Here is an 18,657-nt window from a genome sequence, read left to right on the forward strand (position 1 = left end):
AGTAATTTTGCTTAATTATTTCCAGATAAAACTTGAATAGAGTCCGATATAAAATTGGACCTGAAATAAAAATGGGGAGAATGTTTATGAGTATATCTGCCAGAAGAGCCGCTCTTCTCGTTAGTTGCGCGCTCGTTGCGGGAGCGCCCGGCATCGCCGCGGCGCAGGAAGGCGCTAACGTGCGTGCCTCGGCGACAACCGAAGATATCATCGTCACCGCACGCCGGCGCGACGAAACCTCGATCTCGGTTCCCGTCGTGTTGACGGCGGTGACGGGATCTGAACTCACGCAGCGCGGGATCAACAGCCTCGACGCGGTTGCCCAACTGGTTCCGGGCCTCGTTCTGCTGGAATCGGGCGGAAGCAGGCAGGGTGGCACGATCGCGATGCGTGGCGTCGCCGGTCCCGACACCAATCCACTCGGCGACCAGTCCGTGTCTTTCAACGTCGATGGCGTCCAGGTGGCGAAATCGAGCGTGCGGCGCCTGGCCGTCATGGACCTTCAGCAGGTCGAGGTTCTGAAAGGGCCGCAAGCACTATTCTATGGCAAGAACAGCCCTGGCGGCATCATTTCGATGCGTTCTGCCGACCCGACGTCGCAATTCGCGGCCAAGGCGTCGCTGGGCTATGAGGTCAATGCGCATGAGTGGCGCGGCGAAGGCTTCATTTCCGCTCCGCTGACCGAAACGCTCGGCGCGCGTCTTGCCTTTTATGGGACGGACATGCGCGGGTGGGTGAAGAACATCGTGCCGGCCAACAGCATCCTCCCACCGATTGATCGCTACGGCCCGCGCAGTCGCGAATTCGGCTTGCGCGGTACGCTGAAATTCGATCCGACCGATGCGTTCAGCGCCCGCCTCAAGGTTGCTTATGGCAAGGTTAAGGGCGCGGCGACAAATACCAATGGCCAGATGGTCAACTGCCCCTATGGCACGACGCAGCTGGTGGGCGTGATCAGTGACTGCAAGGCGGACGACCGGATCGCTCGCACGGATAATATCGGCACGCTGTTCACGCAATATGAGCCGAATTTCCGCGACGGCCAGACCTATGCGATCCAGGAGCAGACGCTCGCCGGGCTGGAACTGAACTACAAGCTGAGCGACGCGCTGGACCTGACCTCTGTGACAGGATTTTACCGCAGCACGTTCAGGCATTCGGATGCCTACGGAGCCTATCCCGTCGTGCCACTCGTGCAGTTTGGCATCGGGCCCGGACTGCCTACCGTTGCGGTTTATGCGGAACTGAGGAACCGGGAGATTTCGCAGGAAGTTCGGTTGAACAGCCACTTCGATGGGCCATTGAATTTCACGGTCGGTGGCATCTATTCGGATACGCGGTCATCGATCTTCACCCATACCATTCTCAACCTGAGCGCTCCGGCCGAGTTGATTCATACCTATACAGCCCAGAGTGGCGAGGCCTATTCGGTATTCGGCCAAGCCCGCTTCGACGTGACGCCCCAACTCGAACTGTCGGCGGGCGGGCGCTATTCGCACGAAGAAAAGTCGCTGCCCGTCACGCTTGCGGACTTCACCCGTTCGCGCGACAATCCGATGACGCCCTACACGCCAGCGGTGAGCGATATTTCGTTCAACGATTTCTCGCCCGAACTCACCGCCACCTACAGGCCAACGGACAGGCTGACCCTTTTCGGTTCATACAAGCGCGGTTTTCTGTCGGGCGGTTTCAATGGCAGCGTGGGCAACCCGACCACTCCGCTCGATTATGGTCCACAGAAGATCAGCGGGTTCGAAACGGGTGTTAAGGCCTTGTTGCTCGACGGGGCGCTGCGCGTCAATCTTTCCGCCTACACCTATAAAGTGCCCGGCCTTCAGATTACCGCATTCGACACGCTTACCGGCATCAACACGATCAGGAACGCCGGCGGAGCGCGGACCAAAGGCTTCGACTTCGACATGAACTACCGCACCCCGATCGAAGGGCTGACCCTGAGGGGTGCGCTGAGCTATAATGACGCACGCTATCTCAGCTATTTCGGCCCGTGCTGGCTGGGGCAATCGCAGGCGCAGGGCTGCAATTACCGTTCGACCGGCAACGGCAACGCCCGCCCGATCCTGCCGGGCGAAAACGGCAACAACCAGAATCTGGCCGGGCGGCAAGTCATCAACGCGCCCGAATGGGCCGGAAATGTGAGCGCCAGCTACGAAACTCCGCTCGGTTCGACGCTGAAATTCGGCCTTTCGGGGGGCGTCACCTTCGGCAGCAGCGTGCCCACCGATGCGACCCTCAACCGCGATGCATATTCGCCCAAACACGCCCATATCGACGCGACCGTGCGGATTGCCGACGCCGAGGACGCCTGGGAGTTGGCGGTGATCGGTCAAAATCTGAACAACCAGTTCTACTGGACCAATTCGCAGCCACAGCAATTCACCGGGGCGCCTGCCGGCACGGTCGCTGGCGGCGCGCGGCCGGACATCTACGCCGTGCCCAATCGGGGGAGGCAGGTCATGGTTCGGCTGACCGTCGCCTTCGGACAATAAACATTGGCGCGCCAACGGAGGTCATATCAAGCCTTTCGATCAGGCTTCGATCGGCAGCCTGGCTTCCGTTGGCGCGCTTCCCCCTCGACCGGAAAAGATGATAACGTCGGCAGGGCGGAAAATTATTACACAGAAACAGAGGAATAGGATGACCGGTTCACTTGAAGGCAAGACAGCGCTCGTAACCGGTGCATCCGGCGGCATCGGGCGGGCAATCGCCCGGCGTCTGGCTGGCGCCGGCGCCACCGTAGCCGTCCATTTCAACGGTGGTGAAGATCGTGCACGCGAAACCGTCGACCTGATCGAGCAAGCGGGTGGCGAGGCATTCATTCTGCAAGCGGATTTGATGAGCGTTGCCTCGATCGATCAGCTTTTCGACCAACTCGACAGCCGCTTTGCCGAACGCGGGCGTTCGGGCCTCGACATTCTTGTCAACAATGCCGGCAAGGGCAATGGCGCGCCGATCGCGGATACTGACGAGGCTCTCTTCGACCTCATCTTCGCGTCCAACATGAAAAGCGCCTTCTTCGTTACCAAGGCCGCGCTTTCGCGGATCCCAACAGGCGGGCGGATCATCAGCCTTTCTTCGATGGTGTCGGTCTCCGCCACGCCGCAGGGCATCGTTTATTCGCTGGCCAAGGCGGCGGTGAATTCCTTTACACGGTCGCTGGCCGCTGAACTTGGCCCTCGGCATATCAGCGTCAATGCAATCGCGCCGGGCGCGACGGATACCGCGCTGATGGCGCCGATCATGGCCGATCCGGCGATGGCGTCATGGATCGAACAGATGACCGCGATGGGCCGTATGGCCCATCCCGACGAGATCGCCGCGGTCGCGCTTTTCCTTGCTTCGCCGGACGGCGGCTGGATAACCGGGCAGACCATTCAGGCGAGCGGGGGAATGAAGTTGTAAAGTAATCGCAATGATAAATCACGATTTTTACGTCAGAATGCCGGTTCTGAAAAAGCAAGTAAATCATTGGAATGACGCAATCGTCGTCGGCAACATATTAATGAGGACGACCTGATGCCAGGCAAAGTAACCTTCGGTTACCATTACGACTTCCGCAATCCGCAGCAGTGGCACAAGCCGTGGGAGCATGTGTACGAAGAAACGATAGATGTCGCGGTCTGGAGCGAGCAGGCCGGGTTCGAATTCGCATGGGTGCCTGAACATCATCTCTTCAGCGACGGCTATATGCCATCGCCGCTCGTTGCGCTGGCGGCGATCGCCGCGCGCACCAAAACCATCAAGATCGGCACATGGGTGACGCTCGCACCGCTATATCACCCGACACGCTTCGCCTCCGATTGTGCGGTGCTCGACATCCTCGCCAAGGGGCGGCTCGAACTGGGCCTCGGCATCGGTTACCTGCCGTACGAATATGCCGCGATGGGCGTCGATTTCACCAAGCGTGGCGCGCTTTTCGACGAGTGGCTGGAGATTGTCACGCGCCTCTGGGCGGGAGAAAAGCTGGATTATGCAGGGAAGCATTATCAACTGAACGGCGTTCGGATGATGCCGCCGGCGCCGCGTGGCCGTGTGCCGCTCTATATCGGCGGCTTCGCCCCCAAGGCGATCGAACGCGCCCTGATCTATGGCGACGGTTATGTCGGCACCCCCGACGGGGCCGACATCTATGTCGAACAGTTGCGCGCGCATGGCCGGGATGTCAGCGAGGGCAAGGTGCGGATCGGCGATCTGTTCGCCGTGGTCGCCCGCGACCCGGAACAGGCGATGGAGGAACTGGCGCCCTATTATTACCATGTCCTGAAAGTCTATGCCGATCTGGGCGGCGAAGGCATGGGAGCGATGAGCCTCGACGAGTTCAAGACGTCGGGCCGGATGCTGGTGATGACGCCGGAAGCCGCGATCGCCAGGTACAAGGCGATGCAGGAACGTATGCCGCTGGAGCATGTATCGATGATCATGCCGCCGGGCATCTCCGCCGAGCGTTTCATACCCTATGCGCAGTTGTTCGCGGACGAGGTATTGCCGGCGTTCAAGTGAAAGACGCGGGGCGGGTTCCTGCGCGCGATGAATGGTCGGCAAGCGGCCGTTAAGCCTGGGGGGCGCCGGCCTTTGACATTTTGGAAATCGACGAAGCGGCCCTTCCTGGCACAGCCGTACTGGAGAATATGAATGGATCTCGGCAAGCTTGCAGTTTGGGCCCATATCGATGGACCGATCAGCTATTTCGAGAATGAGACGTCCGCCCAGTTGGGACCGGCTTCGGCCGACCGTCTCGCCAGGTTCGCTCGCCGTGTCGAGGAACTTGGCTATGACGCGATCTGGATGCCGGGCGGCTTTGGGCGTGACCCGTTGATCGTGTCATCCTGGTTGCTGGCCAACACAAGCAGGCTGCGTGTCGCCACCGGTATCGTCAGCATCTACACACGCGATGCGATCGCCATGCGGGGGGCGGCCGATGCGCTGAACGAACAATCGGGCGGCCGCTTCATTCTGGGCTTGGGCGTTTCTCATCGCGAGACCGTGGAAGACCGGCGAGGGCATGAATATGGCAAGCCGATCCCCACCATGCGGGCCTATCTCGATGCGATCGAACAGGCGCCCTATATGGCCGCGGCACCCGCCGAGCCGACCCCGATCGTCCTTGCGGGTTTGCGTGAAAAGATGATCGGGCTGTCCGGTACGCGGGCACAGGGCACGCATAGCTACCTCGTGACGACCGAACATACCGCGGAAGCTCGCGCGATCCTCGGGCCCGACAAGCTGCTCTGCGTGGAGCAGCCGATGGTGCTCGAAAGCGATCCTGTAAAGGCGCGCGCGGTCGCCAGGGGCGAGGTTGAATTTTATCTTTCGAAGCCAAATTATCAAAACTCGTGGAAGGCGCTCGGGTTTAGTGACGAGGATCTTGCCAATGGCGGCTCCGATCATTTCATCGACTCGATCTTCGGCTGGGGCGACGAAGCGGCGCTGCGCAAACGCATTGACGAACATCTGCATGCAGGCGCGACCCAGGTCTGCATAAAGGCTGTAGCGCCGGACGGCGGCACCGATATGCGCCTCCTGGAACGGCTGGCTCCCGGCGGATAAGTTTTTCCATCGGCAAGATGGCGTCAATCGAAGGGGGGCAAAGCCCGTGCGTGCAGTTACAGCAGATTTCGTCAACAAGTCGCAGTCGCCTCGAATTTCCGAGATCGAGCAGCCGCGGGTATCGGCGGACGAAATACTCGTAAAGGTCGTCTATGGCGGAATGAATGCGGCCGACTGGCAATATTCGCAAGGCATGACGAAGGCTATTCCCGCCGGCAATCTCAACATCATGGGCTTCGAGGCGGCCGGGGTGGTGGCGAGCGTGGGACCTGGTGCGTCCGGCTTCCGCGCAGGCGATCGCGTCATGTTCGCCCGGACCGGCACGACCGGCGATGCCGGGACTTTCGCGGAATATGTCGCCGTCCCCGTCGATCTGGCGTGCCGGGTGCCGGACTGGATGTCTCTGGCCGAAGCAGCGGCGACGCCCATCTGCTTCATGACCGCCTATATCGCGTTGTTCGCGGACGATCTGGGCAATACGAAGCCGGGCCAGAAGATATTGATCCATGGCGGCTCCGGCGGCGTAGGGAGTTTCGCCATCCAGCTTGCCAAATATGGCGGCTTGCTCGTGGCGGCAACCGGCAGATCGGCCAATCGGGACTATATGATCGGGATGGGGGCTGATCTCGCCATCGACTATGCCGATCCCGACAAGGGCATCGTCGCCCAGACGCGTGAGTGGGCGCCCGAAGGGGTCGACATGGTGTTCGATGCCGTACGGCAAAATACCCTGCCCGACGCGCTTGAAGCATTGAAGCCCGGCGGAACGCTTGTCAGCATATCGACCGGCCTCGACACCAGCAATCTGGACGAGCAGATGCGGGCATCGCACGAGCGCGGTTTCCGCCATGTACGCTGCTTCGCCCATTGGCCCGAACGAATTGGCAAGGTGCCTCTCGTCAATATTCTTGAGCGTCACGGCATTCGCATTCCTCCGGTCGAGGAGGTGGAACTGCGCCATCTTCAATCGGCCATAGAGCGGTTGAAGGGTGGACATAACCGGGGCAAACTCGTGCTGAAGATGGCAGCGGATTGACCGACAGGCTGGCACGCGCGACCTCTGTGCCCTGTCGAGCAATTATTTCGGACGCAGCGTCAGGGTTCACCGCGCCGACGCCTTCGTCCCGCCCCTGAAACAATGCTACGGACAGGAGAGTTGAATGACCAAGGCTCGGATTTTGATCGGTGGAATATTCGCCGGTCTTGTGGGGATCGGCTTGCCCGGCAATGCCGCAAAGCCAGCGGAGGATGCATGTCCGCCCTCGGGTATTCATAAATTCCTTTGCGGAATCAAAAGCCCTGAAGATCTTTTGGCAATGCCCGGCGGCCGCTGGATTATCGTGGGTGGAATGCATCTTGGAAGCGGACTTTACCTGGTTGACGGGACGACTAAACGATGGGAGCGGTGGATAGCGCCGGCCGGCGCAAAGGCTCGTGCTCCTTTTGACCAGTGCAAGGTTCAGCCAGCGCCCGACGATTTGGCAATTCACGGCATCAGCCTACGCGGGCGCGGGCGCGGACGCGCGACCCTCTACGCGGTCAACCATGGTGGAGCCGATCCGGGCGTCGGGGAGAGAATTGAAGTCTTCGACGTCGACGCGACGCGCGGCAAGCCTACCCTGACCTGGGCGGGGTGTCTCCCTTGGCCCGGCGAGTTGGCGGCCAACGCCGTTGTCGCAGCGGCCGACGGGACGGTGTACGCGACGGTGATGAACCATCCGGGCAACACCATAAAAGATTGGTGGACAGGCGTGCCCAAGCTTACCGGAGCGGTCTACAAATGGACGCCCGGCAGCCCTGCGTTTGAACGTATGGCGGGAACCGATCTCGTCGGCAACAACGGCATCGAAGTGTCGGCCGACGGCAAGACAATATATGTAAATAGCAAGAGTGAGACGACCATCGGCGATGGTGCCATCACATCCTTTACCACCACCAACCCTGCCAAGAAGTTGAGAAGCGTCGAGCTCAAGAACAGCATCCCCGACAATATTCACTGGGTGAACGGGCGCCTTATCGCCGCAGGCGCGAGAACAGATACTTGTCCGCCGGCGGCGGACGGCATGCCTTGCACGCTGGGCTATCACGTCGAGGCGGTGGATCCCACGACGCTGGCCGTGACGTTCCTCGCCAAAGCGCCCGCCGATCCGCAATTTGCCGGCATCTCCTACGCACTTCCTGTCGGCAAGACCCTGTGGGTCGGCTCGTGGAGTGCCAGCAAGCTTGGCTATCGGCCAATGCCATGACGCGGTAGGTGTAAGCGACCCGCCGTCCAAGCGCGTTAGAGCCCGATTCAGAAGTTCTTCAAATCTGACAGTACCTTGCGGTTCTGCGCGTGAGCATTCGGATTGAAGCGATGAGGGCCCAGGCGGTGGACGAGGCGATGGACCTTTCCCAATCCTTGGCGAGCCGTCGGCAGCGCACTAGCCATGCGAAGGTTCGTTCGACAACCCACCGGCGGGGTAGCACTTCGAAACCTTTGCCCTTGTCGGAGCGCTTGATGATCTCGATCGTCCACTTGCCCATGCCGACGAGTGCCGATCGCAACTGGTCGCCCGCGTAGCCGCCGTCATCTCCATCCAGCATCATTCAGCTTGAACGCGGGAGCGTAAGGCCAGATCGAACTTTGCTGGTTGGGCACGGTCGGGGCGCTGCAATTTTATATCACTCATGAAGCGGGTGAATCAGAATTTATGCTGCTTGAGGGCTACACCTTCGAAATCGAGATCTCGGGAGAAGCCAATCCGGTCAGATGCCGCGTCCGCCTGTTTGTCACCAACGACGAAACAGGCGCATGGGATTGCGAGTTGCTGGGCGCTTAACGACTTGGGCCATCTATCTCGCCTCCAGCTCTTGAACGGTGCTAGGCATGAAGACCTCGACCCTCAAGCCCTCGGGGGTTTGCCATGGGAATACCCCGACAGACCACAGCAGACGCTCAACGTGGCGATTGAAGGCCAAGAAGTCCTGCACTGATCTCCATGCGCCAATGCGGGCATAGAATTTTTCGAGATCGCGACCGTAGGCAGCGAGCCAGTAGGAAAGGTTCGTTTTCTCCAACGCCTCGCGCGGTCCGGTATTATCACCGAGAATGCTGATCCCGGTGCTTTCGCAATGTCCAAGCAAGCGCGATGCCCAATAGAGGACATGCGCAACAGCGGGCAGCGCCACCGCCATGACCGCATCAACATTGCGATGTTCGACGAAGTCCGCGCGTGCTTGCGCAACGCTATCATGCAGAGAATTCAGGCCACTCGCGAGGACGCTGCGAAACCATGCGGCCAGTTCTGCCTGATCGCTGAAATAGGCGCTTATCTTTCTCTCCCAACTCATGGCGCTTCTGGGCCAATCGCGCCTGTCCTCCAACGTCAATCAACTCGCCAAGGCCGCCAATAGCGGCTCGCTGCCTGTCACCCCGGAAACCGAATCTGATTTGCGTCATGCCTGCCGCGACATCGCCGAGATACGCCGGATGCTGATGCGGGCGTTGGGCCTCGATGCGGGAGATGGCCCATGATCATCAAGGCATCGACACGCGGCAATCCGCCAGCGCCGCGAGGCCATCGGCGACGAGATGGAGGCGCTGGACGAACTGACCCGCCTCAAGCGCAGCGGGAAATTCGACCCGAACAGTCCCGCTCATATGCGCCTTGCCCGCGCTGCCGGTCTGTCGCCAGAAGAGATTGCCCGCATGGATGCCGATGATCTCCTGCGCCGTCGTCAGGCGCTCGACCGCGAAAATGGCGATCTCGAAGAAGAATGGAACGAGCGCATGAAGCGCCGTCGTGAAATCGAGAAGAGCGGGAGCAAGTCGTCGAGGCGCGCGCCGAAATCGAACATGCTGACACTGGGGAAGCCCGCATATTGGCCGAGCGCCGCGCCGTGACAGTGCTGGGCGCGCAGCAGCTAGGCGAAGCGGCCTATCAGACGCAGAGCGCCGAAGCCAAACGAATCGCGGCGGATGCTGTCGCTGCGAATGAGGCAGAAGTCCTTCGCGCGGACAGCCAAAAATATAATCGTCTTGCCAGTGCAGGCGACCGTGCTGCCATCGAAACCGGGAAAGTCACGGGATTTGAACTGGATAATGAAAGCGCAAACCCCACACCAGCAGCGCCCCGACCGCTTTAAGCGATCATGCGATACGCTACGCCTAGCGCAGCGGGAACGCCGAGCAGCGCAATTACGACGACGGAGCAGCCGCTTTTGGTGCCGTTTCCATCCTGCAACTTCCGTCCGTCAGCCTCGATCTGGCGCTGCATCGAATCAGTCGATATTCGACCAGCTTTCGCGATGGCTTCGCGCTCCGCATTCTCACGCTCGATGCGAGTCCTGTCATTATGCGCCTTTATGCGCGGATCTTCGGCCATGATGAATCTCCGGGATTGGTTAAGCGGGGGCAGGCAGAGTGAGGCTATCGCGCGTAATATTCGCGCCACACGTCCCGAACGAGCCGCGTGATGTCTGTTTGGCTGATCTCGTTCAAGTCGATGGGCTTGGTGACGTGATGACCTTTGGCATAGATTTCCATGGAAGCACGGCCTCCGGTCGGCCCCATGAACACGCAACTGATGCGATAGCCTTGCGCCACGGCCTGCTGCATTCCGGCACGGGCCTTGTGCCAGCTTGGTGTCGTCGCGCCGAACAGCACAACGGTAGGAGCTTCCTTGCTCAACTGCGCGGCGGAAAAGCGCACGGAGCTGGCCCCGATCTTCCGCGCATCGCTCAATGGGATTTCGATGTTCGAAGCGGCCACAGGCTGCGCCTGCTGGGCGACAAGCAATTGCGATGGCATGACTGTTACTGCTAGAATGCCGATAGCCGTGAACGTGCGACGAAACCCGTTGGAACGCATGACCATGCCCTCCCTTTCGAGGGGAGAATATGATCCCATGCAACACTATCGGCAAAAGTGTTGCATTCAAAAATGTTATTAATCAGTATCTTAATTGGGTAATCGCGTCTTGGCTTGTTGGCCTATCAAGATCTCGTGACGGCAATTGGAACCCCTTGGTTCGGAGCGATGATGCGATCATGTACCAAGCCGGGACAGATAAGATCGGGGCGAATCTCGGTTAGGGTTTCATAGAGCGAGGATGCCAGTTGGGCCACGCCGGACATATCGGTCTCATGCGCTCCCTCCAATTCGTAGGCATAGCGGTGCCTGACGAAAAGGTCAGCATACTTAGGTAAATCTTCGGAAAGCGGCTGACAATGACGCTCCTGATAGCGCTTGGAGATCTTGGCCTGTGTTTCGGCGAGGAGACGTGCATAAAGTTCGTCGTGCTTATGGCCATGCAGTTCTTTACCGGTTTTTCCTTCAACGGCGAGCAGACCTTTAAGGTAAATCTCGACCACGAACGCGAGCAGCACCAGAGCCGGGGGAAACAGGAAGGTCTGGCCATCGCCTCGTAGTTCAAGACAACGCAACGCACATTCATGATAGTCACGACCATGCCGAAACATCCGATCAACAATCGGAACAGGGCCACGCTCGCGAACGCGGGCCTTTATCCACTCGCGTATGTCATCGGGAATGCCCGACGAACCAGTGGTCATGACAGCACCATCATTCCGATAGGTTATATGATTCCTCCATTGGAGGCGACCGGATTAAGGTGAGGCTGGTTGCCCATTCCAAGCCGACGACTTGCCCTAACGGGGATGAACTTCGCTGATTGGCTCCGCTTTCCAATCGCCGAAAATATCTCTGCAACCCTATTGCCGATTTTGTTGCGAATCGGGGATGATGGTTCATGTCGCATATGCAACTCGGCGATTGGCAGCCCTATGACGAGGCTGGTCGCCGCAAATATGTTAACGGAGCCGAACGCAAACGCTTCCTTCACGCCGCCGACCAGATGGGCAACGATGTGCGGGCGCTATGTCACGTGCTGGCCTATTCTGGTTGCCGGATTTCCGAGGCGCTGAACCTTACGCGCGATCATATCGACCAAGAGCGCGGGACATTGGTCATTCGGACGCTCAAGCGCCGCAGGCTGCGCTTTCGCATGGTGCCGATTCCAAGGCGGTTGATCGTCATGCTGACAGCGATGCCGCAACACGACAATGGCCGCATCTTCCCGATGCACCGTTCAACGGCTTGGCGACAGGTGAAGGAGGTCATGCTTGCCGCCGACATCTCCGGCCCGATGGCTACCGCGAAAGGACTCCGGCATGGCTACGGAATCTGCGCCGCAGGTAAATCAGTGCCTCCCAATCTCATCCAGAAATGGCTTGGCCACGCCAGCGGAGCGACAACGGCCATCTACCTCGACGCGGTAGGCGTGGAAGAGCGGGAATTCGCAGAACGCATGTGGTGAGTTGCAGTAGGTCAGCTTCTCCGGTCGATCCCGACAAGCACCATCAGCAGCAATCATTCGGGGAGCTTGGCGTAGTCCGACGTTCTGTCAACGCGCTGCGCTTCCGCGTCATTGCATGACTTGTGCAGCTTGCCCCTGCCGGGCGCTGGCGCGGCGTGTGACCGTCCGCCTTAATACCACGCCTGATCCTCTCCCCATGAAGCCGCGATGGTGCGGCATCGAACCAGAAGGAGAAGACCATGACCACAGAAACCACCAGCAACCGCAAACCGGCATTCCGCCTCTACATCGTCAACGGCGAAGGGGAGAAGGCCATCTGGCTTCCGGTCGGGGCCGCATGGTCCCATCAGGATGGCAAGGGCTATTCGATCAACCTCGACGCGATCCCGATGACCGGCCGCCTCGTCATGCGCGCCGCCAGCGAAACCAGCGAAGGCAACGGGGGTCAGCCATGATCCCCTCAACCTTGCCCCGCAACAGCGTCATCCACGGCGATTGCGTGAAAGTGATGCCGACCTTGCCCAGCCGTAGCGTCGATTTCATCCTGACCGACCCGCCCTATGTGACGCGCTATCGCGACCGCAGCGGCAGACAGGTTCTCAATGACGACAATGCCGACTGGATCGAACCGGCTTTCGCGGAGATGTACCGGCTGCTCAAACCCAACAGCTTCGCCATCAGCTTCTATGGCTGGTCCACCATCGACCGCTTCTCGGCGGCGTGGGCGAAAGCAGGTTTCCGCATCGTAGGGCATATCGTGTTCCGCAAAGCCTATGCGTCATCGCGCGGGCATCTCGCCCGGCACCATGAAAGCGCCTATCTGCTAGCCAAAGGGCGACCAAATATGTTGTCGGCTGGAGTGGCCCCAGATGTGGTTGAGGTAGCCCGACCCAGCGGAAACAGGTGGCATCCCACGCAGAAACCCGTGAAGGTTCTTGCCCCCCTTGTCGAAGCGTTCTGCCCACCCGGCGGCATCGTGTTGGACCCGTTCTGCGGCTCCGGGTCATCGCTCGTCGCGGCACAATGGCAAGGCCGCGATTATCTCGGCATCGAAATGGATTCTGACCATTTCCGCACGTCTTCCAAGCGTGTTGCTGGCAAGATGAGGGAAGACAGGTAGCACCTATCCATCCCATTGATAGGCGCGGCCCGAGCAGGACCGCGCCGTATCGTCGTTTCACGGATTGTCATTTTGGGGTCGCAGCCCCCAATGCCTCGCGCGGTCGGGATAAAAGGCCCGAAGCAAGGTGAGGACCGCGCGAAGCCTTTCGACATAGTGCGTGTGGGGATTACGACCGCACGGCACCATCAGGTTGTCACGATACCATGTGCGATAATCCAGATCGACGCCTTCCGGCACCATCGAGTCCAGATTGTACCAATCCTCCCATTGTTCGGGCGAAACATGCTTGGGCCGGAACAGCACTTCCAGATCGAGCTTTGCCTCCAGCCCAGTGCGGCGGTCGAGGATGCGCCCCGGATAGGCGGCGTACTTATTATATAGCGAGTGCGGCCAATATCCGGCGGTTAGCCCTTCCTCTTTCGTGATCTCCACCGCGAGATTTCGTCCGTCCTGGACGAATTGCGGGGTCATTTCCTTGTCAGTCACTTCATAGGCTGCCCGCTTCTTGCAGTAGCCGGTCAGAATGCACTCGGCACAAAGATGAACCATGATGTCCTCCTTGCGCGAAAAAAGGCCTTTCTTCAGCGCCGTTCTCGGGTTGAAGAAGAGGGAGCGACCCCCACCAGTTTTACGTTCTGGCAAGGCTGCTTTGGCTGACAGATTTCGGTACGTCGCTCGTACAATCGCGGTACAAAACGGTACAACTGCCGGAGAGAGGAATATTGTCCTACAGATAAAACGCCAGCATCAGTGATACCATAACGCATGGAAATTCCAGAGAGCGGGCAATACGAAGTTTTTATAATGCACGGCATCGGGCCAAAAAATGACCTGATCAGAGAACAATGGTTTAAGGGCGAGCATTGTCACAGGATAGGTTACCCAGCCATAATTCATTACGATGGCGGAAGCGGTATTATCGTCGAACGGCAATATAGAAAGAACAGCCTTATTCATCGTGAGGATGGACCGGCTTGGGAAAAAATCACTCCTCAGACGGGTGTAACTCATCTTGAAGAATATTATCGTGATGACAAGCTGCATCGAGAGGATGGACCTGCCCGCATCATGCGCGATCCCCTCAGCGGTGACGTTTGGCTAGAAGAGCATTATCTTGACGGTGAGCCCGTGAGTCCGCATGCCACTCCCGGACCTGAAGTTCCTTCCCCTTGACCTGTTCATGACAGCGGACTGCCGCTATCCATAAGGGATGGCAAACCGCGACTTTAAGCGAGACGTTGGAATTTTCTGGCCTTACCCGGCGCTCGTTGCATCCTTCAAGGCGACCTTCTCGTCGATCAGGCTTGAAGAGTATTCTTCTTACGAAGACCCGGAAAAAATCCTTGCTTCAGAAATATTGCCTTTTTTCAAGGCAGTCGGCGTCGGTCTAAATCCCAACAGAGAATTGATGATCAAGAACGGTGATTATGGCGGATTTCTAAAAGACGTGATTTCCGGGATCAAGCCGCTTGAAGATGTTGAGTCCACACCGCGCGGGAAGAACATATGCGCTGCCATTCTGGCGTGGATGTCGTGGGGCCATAAAAACCACGCTTGGCGGTTTTGGGATGCCGTTGCGTATCACGTATCTGGCGAGGCGAATGGCCGCCAATACAGACGCAATTTCGAACCTATCGGTACAAGCATACCGCATAGCCGAAATTCGCCTATTCCTCCATCGTCGTCGATGAGCGCAGACAGTCCATATGCGGTCTGCATCCTGTGTTCAAATCTGGCCGACGCGTTCACCGCCTCACTGGTCCACTATCTTGAACGAGCGCGATGGAAGGTTCGTATGGAGCCTATTGCAGTTGCTCCCGCACAAACGTTGAAGGAACGTCTGGCTTCCGGTGTTTCTGGGGCAGAACTGGGCATCCTCATCATCGATGTAAGTTTGGCAAAAGCGCTTGCCACCGTTTCGTCAGATCAATCTCGTCCTGACAAACTGGCAGAACTGATAGGTAACGGCAAAGTACTTCCCGTACTGAACGGCGTAGAGCGTCAAGATATGAAGTACATCACTGCCTTGCTTTCTGGCCGATATCCACTCGATTGGCGCAGCGGGGTGGACGTTTGTGGCGATACAATCAGCAGAGCGATTTTCCGTCTCGGACTTGGGCATGCAGAATACACGAAGCATCGGGACTCGATCGATGAGAAGGAAGCGGGGCGTAAATTTCTTGAAGAGAAGTTACAAAGCCGCATTTTTCAAAAACGTAAGGGCCGATCACCCTATATAGTGATGTCCGATATCGATAAGATGAATCAGATTAACCGGAAATTTGGCGATGACGTAGGCAATAAGGTAATTGAGGCAACAAAAAATATTTTGAAATCATTTGTTTCTGGCAGACCTCATGAATTCGGACGATGCGGGGACGACACGTTCTACATAGTGGTTTATGAGCCTCCACGCCGACATATGGATAGTTCCATCGAGGAAATAAGGTTGTGGGCGCAAAAAGTAGCAGACCATCCGTGGCATACGTTGGCACACGGGTTGAAAGTTTCTTGCAGTCTTGGAATCGCGAGAAAGCGCGATGATGAAGATGCTATCGATGCCGTGATCAGAGCAGCAATCGCGATGAATTCGGCGAAGGACAAAGGAGGAAGTCACGCATTGCGTGGACCAGACTATCTTCCGTTCCAAACCAAACCAGAGTTGCGAGACTTGTTTTCCTGAGTTTTGCTAATTGGGCCTATGGGCAGATCGCAAGATGTGCATGGTAGTACCATGCATCTTGGCAAGGGAGGCCCGCTGCGCGCCTCCCGTTGCATCCCTCCCGGCTCATGGCGCTTCCCGCTCCCTGTCCAAGCGGTGCCAAAGCAACCTTATGGACAGGGCCGGGGCCGCGCCACCGGGGAGATTTCGGTATCCCCCGCAAGGACCGTTCACGCCCTTCCTTCCCCATCGATTGCCTTATGCCGTGAATTTTACCGTTAGCGTTTGCTCAGCACGCGGCGCTTCATTGCATGTCGCCGTCACCGTGATCGGAAACGCGGCGGGCAATTTGCCATGCGGTAGTTCCACCAGCACCGGCTCCAGCGCCAAATCGCATTCATGCTTGAGGATGCGCGCGGCATAGCTCAGCACGTTGCTGTCATCGTCGAACATCGGATCGCCGTCGTTCATGCCCTTGATGTCCGGCATCAGGAATGGGCTGATCCGGGCTGGCCCCAAATAATCGGTAGCAGTGCCTAAAATGATTTGCTGCAATCGATGTTCGGGGCGTTTCGGTGGGGCGGGCATCTTGGGCGGCTTGGGAGCATCGTCCATGATCAGGAAGCGCACGCCCGCAGGGAAGTGGAAATGAACATCAACATTCGTAGCCGGGCCGCTTCCGGTGTTTTTAAGAACGAAACTCAGGTCGAATATGCGGCCCACGCGCTCCTGCCAACTACCATGTTTTTCAAGATATGCCTCATATGCGCGCAGATATCGCTCGCGCTCAGCATTGTAGCTGTCGATATCTTCTTGTCGGAGAGAAAAGGCCGTCATGCGCGTTAGCGCGCCGAACCGCTCGTCATACTGTGGCAGACTCATGGTCGGCATTTTGCGTTCAACCTCATTCCGGCTCGGCAGTGGCTTTAGGTCGCGCTCGATCCGTTCCAATTGAACGAGAGTTGCGTCGCCGGGAAACAGCACGTTCAGTTTAGGCAGGCGGGATTGCAGCCGCGCAAGTTGCTGCCGCATTTCTCGCACTTCCTTGCGCTCGGCATCCTCGACGGACGGCAAGCAAAGGCTTTCCGGCAAGCGCAGTAATCCAACCGTGCGGGTGCGCAGTTTGATCCCCAGCCCGGCATCGTTCGACACGATGCGAACATCGCCTGATTGCTCCGCCTGTTCGAGAGCGCTCGCAATCAACTGGTCATCGGCGATTTCCCGGCTCAGCCTTTGCGCGGCAAAATCCAGTAACGGCTCATGGTCGATAAATGTCAGCGTGGTTCCCTTGCGCAGGGAAACGGGGTCTGCCTGCTCCGACAAGTCCACGAGATAGGCGATCATTTGCCCGGCGCGCTCCCGCAGCTTGGGCGATGAATGCTGGACCTTGTGCTTTTCCAGTTCACGTATCACCACGGGCGCGATCAGCAGGATGCATTCGGTGGCATCGGCAATATCCGGCCAGTCGATCTGATCGATGCGCTGGAAGTGCATAAGTATGTTGGTATCGAGAATGAGATGCGCGGTCGTCACGGATTCAGTACTTTTCTAAAATTCTGGCTATGCCGTCATGCTACCCCGACAAGCTGGTCTTCGCCAAGGCTTTCGACGCTTCGATTGCCCGGAAACGCCCGGATCGTCGGCGACGTTCATATTGTTTTTGCGCCAAGCAACCAGCTATAATTAGAATATGGCAGAGCATCTTATCCCCTTCAAAGGCAAAAAGCATTCTGGCTCCGTCAATCAAAATCTCCTTTGGCGGGACGACAACGTGTATTTAATGGACAATCATCGTGCTGCGCTGTGGTGCTGGCAGCAGGAGATTGATCTATATGCGACCAAACATTCTATACTGCATATTGACAGACACACTGATTGCCTCGGTGCAAACATGGGAAAGCATTTTGAGGCTGCGCCAGATTTGCGTGGTCTTTCGATAGAGGACTATCTTGCCGCGAACGTAGAGCTGGAATGCCTCAATCCGCCATTGTTTCGATGGGACAACTATCTTTCAATCCATCTTGCCACCTTTGGCCAGAACGTAGCCACTTTGCGCAGCATCGATCACGGCGACGGCGACGACCCAGATTACGCCTTGACGATGCGCCCGCGTCCCGATGAACTCCCGGAGAACATGTTGTACTGGCTTCGGCATGGATGTCCCCCGTGGATCGTGAACATCGACCTTGATTATTTTTTCAGTCCGGCGGCTTCGGATGATGGCAGCGAAACGACATGGCTGCCACTGTTCTCTTAGGCTTTCATTGCGACTGTCTTTGGCCAGATTAAAACGGCCCTTGATGAAGGGCTGATCGCGGTGGTGACGGTATGCCTTACGCCAACTGATTATACACCGGGCTGGGATGAATGCCTGAATCTGAGCCGTAAGGTGCTGCACATTTTGGGCGCGCGGCATCCCGACCTGTAAGCCACGTCCATTCTCCTCGACTGATTTCAGCCTTATCCCCCCAGGGTAGCTGCCACGCTGACCTATCCAATCTCCATTCCGCTGATCCAAGCGGCATCATTTAGGCTGGAGATCGAGCATGGCCAAATATCGCGCAACGGAACTGGGTCGCGTTTACCGGATAGAAAAAGAGCCCAATCCTTGGGGCTGGCTGCTGCTGGCGCTGTTCGCGCTGATCCTGCTTTCGACCTGCTCGTAAAGGCAGGCGGCACAGCGGTGCGGCCATGGGCGGGAGGAAACTCCCGCCCTTTTCTTTTCCCATCCAATGAAAGCAACAACGATGATCGATCCTTCCCGCGAGGACTTGCGCCATGGGGTGGCGCGCTTTCGCCGTTTCTATCCCCCCGCGATGGAGGGCTGCCAGCCCTAGGAAATCCAAACCGTTCAATCATCAATGCGACACGCGCCAGCTCTGCTGATGCGCGGTCGGGAAAGTGTGTCCGCCATGCAGCTCGATATCGAGAAGTACCGTCCTTACGTCGATGCCTTCGACATGAGCGAGGCGCGGAAGATCGAGTTA

The 18,657-nt window shown here is 58.0% G+C and carries 22 protein-coding genes and 1 pseudogene; 16 read left to right on the forward strand and 7 right to left on the reverse strand.

Translation table 11 applies throughout. From position 1 onward, the window contains the following. Nucleotides 1-86 precede the first annotated feature (86 nt). The 6 genes from WG908_RS07985 (at nucleotide 87) to WG908_RS08010 (ending at nucleotide 7,811) form a co-directional block, all read left to right on the forward strand. The gene (locus WG908_RS07985; protein WP_340186028.1) at nucleotides 87-2,507 is read left to right on the forward strand and encodes a TonB-dependent receptor; all 2,421 of its coding nucleotides are present in this window, start codon (nucleotides 87-89) and stop codon (nucleotides 2,505-2,507) included. A 148-nt stretch (nucleotides 2,508-2,655) separates the two neighbouring features. Beyond that, a complete protein-coding gene (locus tag WG908_RS07990; RefSeq protein WP_340186029.1) occupies nucleotides 2,656-3,420 on the forward strand; it encodes an SDR family NAD(P)-dependent oxidoreductase in 765 nt (254 codons plus the stop codon). A 114-nt stretch (nucleotides 3,421-3,534) separates the two neighbouring features. After that, complete coding sequence (locus WG908_RS07995; RefSeq protein WP_340186030.1) at nucleotides 3,535-4,518, forward strand: LLM class flavin-dependent oxidoreductase; 984 nt, start codon at nucleotides 3,535-3,537, stop codon at nucleotides 4,516-4,518. Between the two features lie 132 nt (nucleotides 4,519-4,650). Continuing rightward, entirely contained in the window at nucleotides 4,651-5,565 is a 915-nt protein-coding gene (locus tag WG908_RS08000; protein ID WP_340186031.1) for a TIGR03620 family F420-dependent LLM class oxidoreductase, read from the forward strand. Between the two features lie 46 nt (nucleotides 5,566-5,611). Continuing rightward, on the forward strand, nucleotides 5,612-6,601 hold the full coding sequence (locus WG908_RS08005) for an NADP-dependent oxidoreductase (protein WP_340186032.1): 990 nt from the start codon (nucleotides 5,612-5,614) through the stop codon (nucleotides 6,599-6,601). A gap of 124 nt (nucleotides 6,602-6,725) precedes the next feature. Then, nucleotides 6,726-7,811 carry an SMP-30/gluconolactonase/LRE family protein gene (locus WG908_RS08010; protein WP_340186033.1) on the forward strand — a complete coding sequence of 362 codons (1,086 nt, stop codon included), beginning with the start codon at nucleotides 6,726-6,728 and terminating at the stop codon, nucleotides 7,809-7,811. Nucleotides 7,812-7,869: 58 nt separating this feature from the next. Here WG908_RS08010 and WG908_RS08015 read toward each other — a convergent pair. Then, a pseudogene (locus WG908_RS08015) lies at nucleotides 7,870-8,136 on the reverse strand (transposase); the annotation flags it as partial. 62 nt (nucleotides 8,137-8,198) lie between these two features. Here WG908_RS08015 and WG908_RS08020 point away from each other — a divergent pair. After that, nucleotides 8,199-8,387: a hypothetical protein gene (locus tag WG908_RS08020; protein WP_340186034.1), complete on the forward strand. Its 189-nt coding sequence runs from the start codon at nucleotides 8,199-8,201 to the stop codon at nucleotides 8,385-8,387. A gap of 13 nt (nucleotides 8,388-8,400) precedes the next feature. Here WG908_RS08020 and WG908_RS08025 read toward each other — a convergent pair whose 3' ends face one another. Then, nucleotides 8,401-8,898: a hypothetical protein gene (locus tag WG908_RS08025; RefSeq protein WP_340186035.1), complete on the reverse strand. Its 498-nt coding sequence runs from the start codon at nucleotides 8,896-8,898 to the stop codon at nucleotides 8,401-8,403. Between WG908_RS08025 and WG908_RS08030 the strand changes: the two genes are divergently transcribed. Genes WG908_RS08030 through WG908_RS08040 form a run of 3 tightly spaced genes read left to right on the forward strand, consistent with a single transcriptional unit; the run spans nucleotide 8,897 to nucleotide 9,693 of the window. After that, entirely contained in the window at nucleotides 8,897-9,082 is a 186-nt protein-coding gene (locus tag WG908_RS08030) for a hypothetical protein (RefSeq protein ID WP_340186036.1), read from the forward strand. The two genes, WG908_RS08025 and WG908_RS08030, sit on opposite strands and share 2 nt — an antisense overlap. Nucleotides 9,083-9,139: 57 nt before the next feature. Further along, nucleotides 9,140-9,451: a hypothetical protein gene (locus WG908_RS08035; protein ID WP_340186037.1), complete on the forward strand. Its 312-nt coding sequence runs from the start codon at nucleotides 9,140-9,142 to the stop codon at nucleotides 9,449-9,451. Continuing rightward, nucleotides 9,430-9,693, forward strand: a complete 264-nt coding sequence (locus tag WG908_RS08040; RefSeq protein WP_340186038.1) for a hypothetical protein — start codon at nucleotides 9,430-9,432, stop codon at nucleotides 9,691-9,693. The genes WG908_RS08035 and WG908_RS08040 overlap by 22 nt, the downstream gene beginning before the upstream one ends. On the opposite strand, the gene WG908_RS08045 is transcribed toward WG908_RS08040, so the two are convergent. The 3 genes from WG908_RS08045 to WG908_RS08055 all read right to left on the reverse strand — a co-directional run bounded on the left by WG908_RS08045 (nucleotide 9,690) and on the right by WG908_RS08055 (nucleotide 11,121). Continuing rightward, entirely contained in the window at nucleotides 9,690-9,932 is a 243-nt protein-coding gene (locus WG908_RS08045) for a hypothetical protein (RefSeq protein WP_340186039.1), read from the reverse strand. The two genes, WG908_RS08040 and WG908_RS08045, sit on opposite strands and share 4 nt — an antisense overlap. Nucleotides 9,933-9,976: 44 nt before the next feature. Further along, entirely contained in the window at nucleotides 9,977-10,423 is a 447-nt protein-coding gene (locus WG908_RS08050; protein WP_340186040.1) for a hypothetical protein, read from the reverse strand. Nucleotides 10,424-10,542: 119 nt separating this feature from the next. Then, nucleotides 10,543-11,121: a hypothetical protein gene (locus tag WG908_RS08055; protein WP_340186041.1), complete on the reverse strand. Its 579-nt coding sequence runs from the start codon at nucleotides 11,119-11,121 to the stop codon at nucleotides 10,543-10,545. Nucleotides 11,122-11,327: 206 nt separating this feature from the next. Between WG908_RS08055 and WG908_RS08060 the strand changes: the two genes are divergently transcribed. The 3 genes from WG908_RS08060 (at nucleotide 11,328) to WG908_RS08070 (ending at nucleotide 13,005) form a co-directional block, all read left to right on the forward strand. Beyond that, nucleotides 11,328-11,885: a tyrosine-type recombinase/integrase gene (locus WG908_RS08060; RefSeq protein WP_340186042.1), complete on the forward strand. Its 558-nt coding sequence runs from the start codon at nucleotides 11,328-11,330 to the stop codon at nucleotides 11,883-11,885. Nucleotides 11,886-12,124: 239 nt separating this feature from the next. Further along, the gene (locus WG908_RS08065) at nucleotides 12,125-12,340 is read left to right on the forward strand and encodes a hypothetical protein (RefSeq protein ID WP_340186043.1); all 216 of its coding nucleotides are present in this window, start codon (nucleotides 12,125-12,127) and stop codon (nucleotides 12,338-12,340) included. After that, nucleotides 12,337-13,005, forward strand: coding sequence for a DNA methyltransferase (locus tag WG908_RS08070; protein ID WP_340186044.1), 669 nt, complete (start codon nucleotides 12,337-12,339; stop codon nucleotides 13,003-13,005). Before WG908_RS08065 ends, WG908_RS08070 begins: the two co-directional genes overlap by 4 nt. Nucleotides 13,006-13,062: 57 nt before the next feature. Here WG908_RS08070 and WG908_RS08075 read toward each other — a convergent pair whose 3' ends face one another. Further along, nucleotides 13,063-13,557, reverse strand: coding sequence for a hypothetical protein (locus tag WG908_RS08075; RefSeq protein WP_340186045.1), 495 nt, complete (start codon nucleotides 13,555-13,557; stop codon nucleotides 13,063-13,065). 216 nt (nucleotides 13,558-13,773) lie between these two features. Here WG908_RS08075 and WG908_RS08080 point away from each other — a divergent pair, with 216 nt between their 5' ends. Beyond that, a complete protein-coding gene (locus tag WG908_RS08080) occupies nucleotides 13,774-14,181 on the forward strand; it encodes a hypothetical protein (RefSeq protein WP_340186046.1) in 408 nt (135 codons plus the stop codon). A 37-nt stretch (nucleotides 14,182-14,218) separates the two neighbouring features. After that, a complete protein-coding gene (locus tag WG908_RS08085; protein ID WP_340186047.1) occupies nucleotides 14,219-15,691 on the forward strand; it encodes a GGDEF domain-containing protein in 1,473 nt (490 codons plus the stop codon). Nucleotides 15,692-15,928: 237 nt separating this feature from the next. Here the strand turns inward: WG908_RS08085 and WG908_RS08090 are convergent, their stop codons facing one another. Continuing rightward, nucleotides 15,929-17,203 carry a PIN domain-containing protein gene (locus WG908_RS08090; RefSeq protein ID WP_340186048.1) on the reverse strand — a complete coding sequence of 425 codons (1,275 nt, stop codon included), beginning with the start codon at nucleotides 17,201-17,203 and terminating at the stop codon, nucleotides 15,929-15,931. Nucleotides 17,204-17,360: 157 nt separating this feature from the next. Between WG908_RS08090 and WG908_RS08095 the strand changes: the two genes are divergently transcribed. Next, nucleotides 17,361-17,927 (forward strand): peptide arginase family protein, encoded by a 567-nt coding sequence (locus tag WG908_RS08095; protein ID WP_340186049.1) that lies wholly within the window; start codon nucleotides 17,361-17,363, stop codon nucleotides 17,925-17,927. Nucleotides 17,928-18,657: the final 730 nt, after the last annotated feature.

The organism is Sphingobium anseongense (assembly GCF_037725245.1).
In the GTDB taxonomy this organism is placed as follows: domain Bacteria; phylum Pseudomonadota; class Alphaproteobacteria; order Sphingomonadales; family Sphingomonadaceae; genus Sphingobium.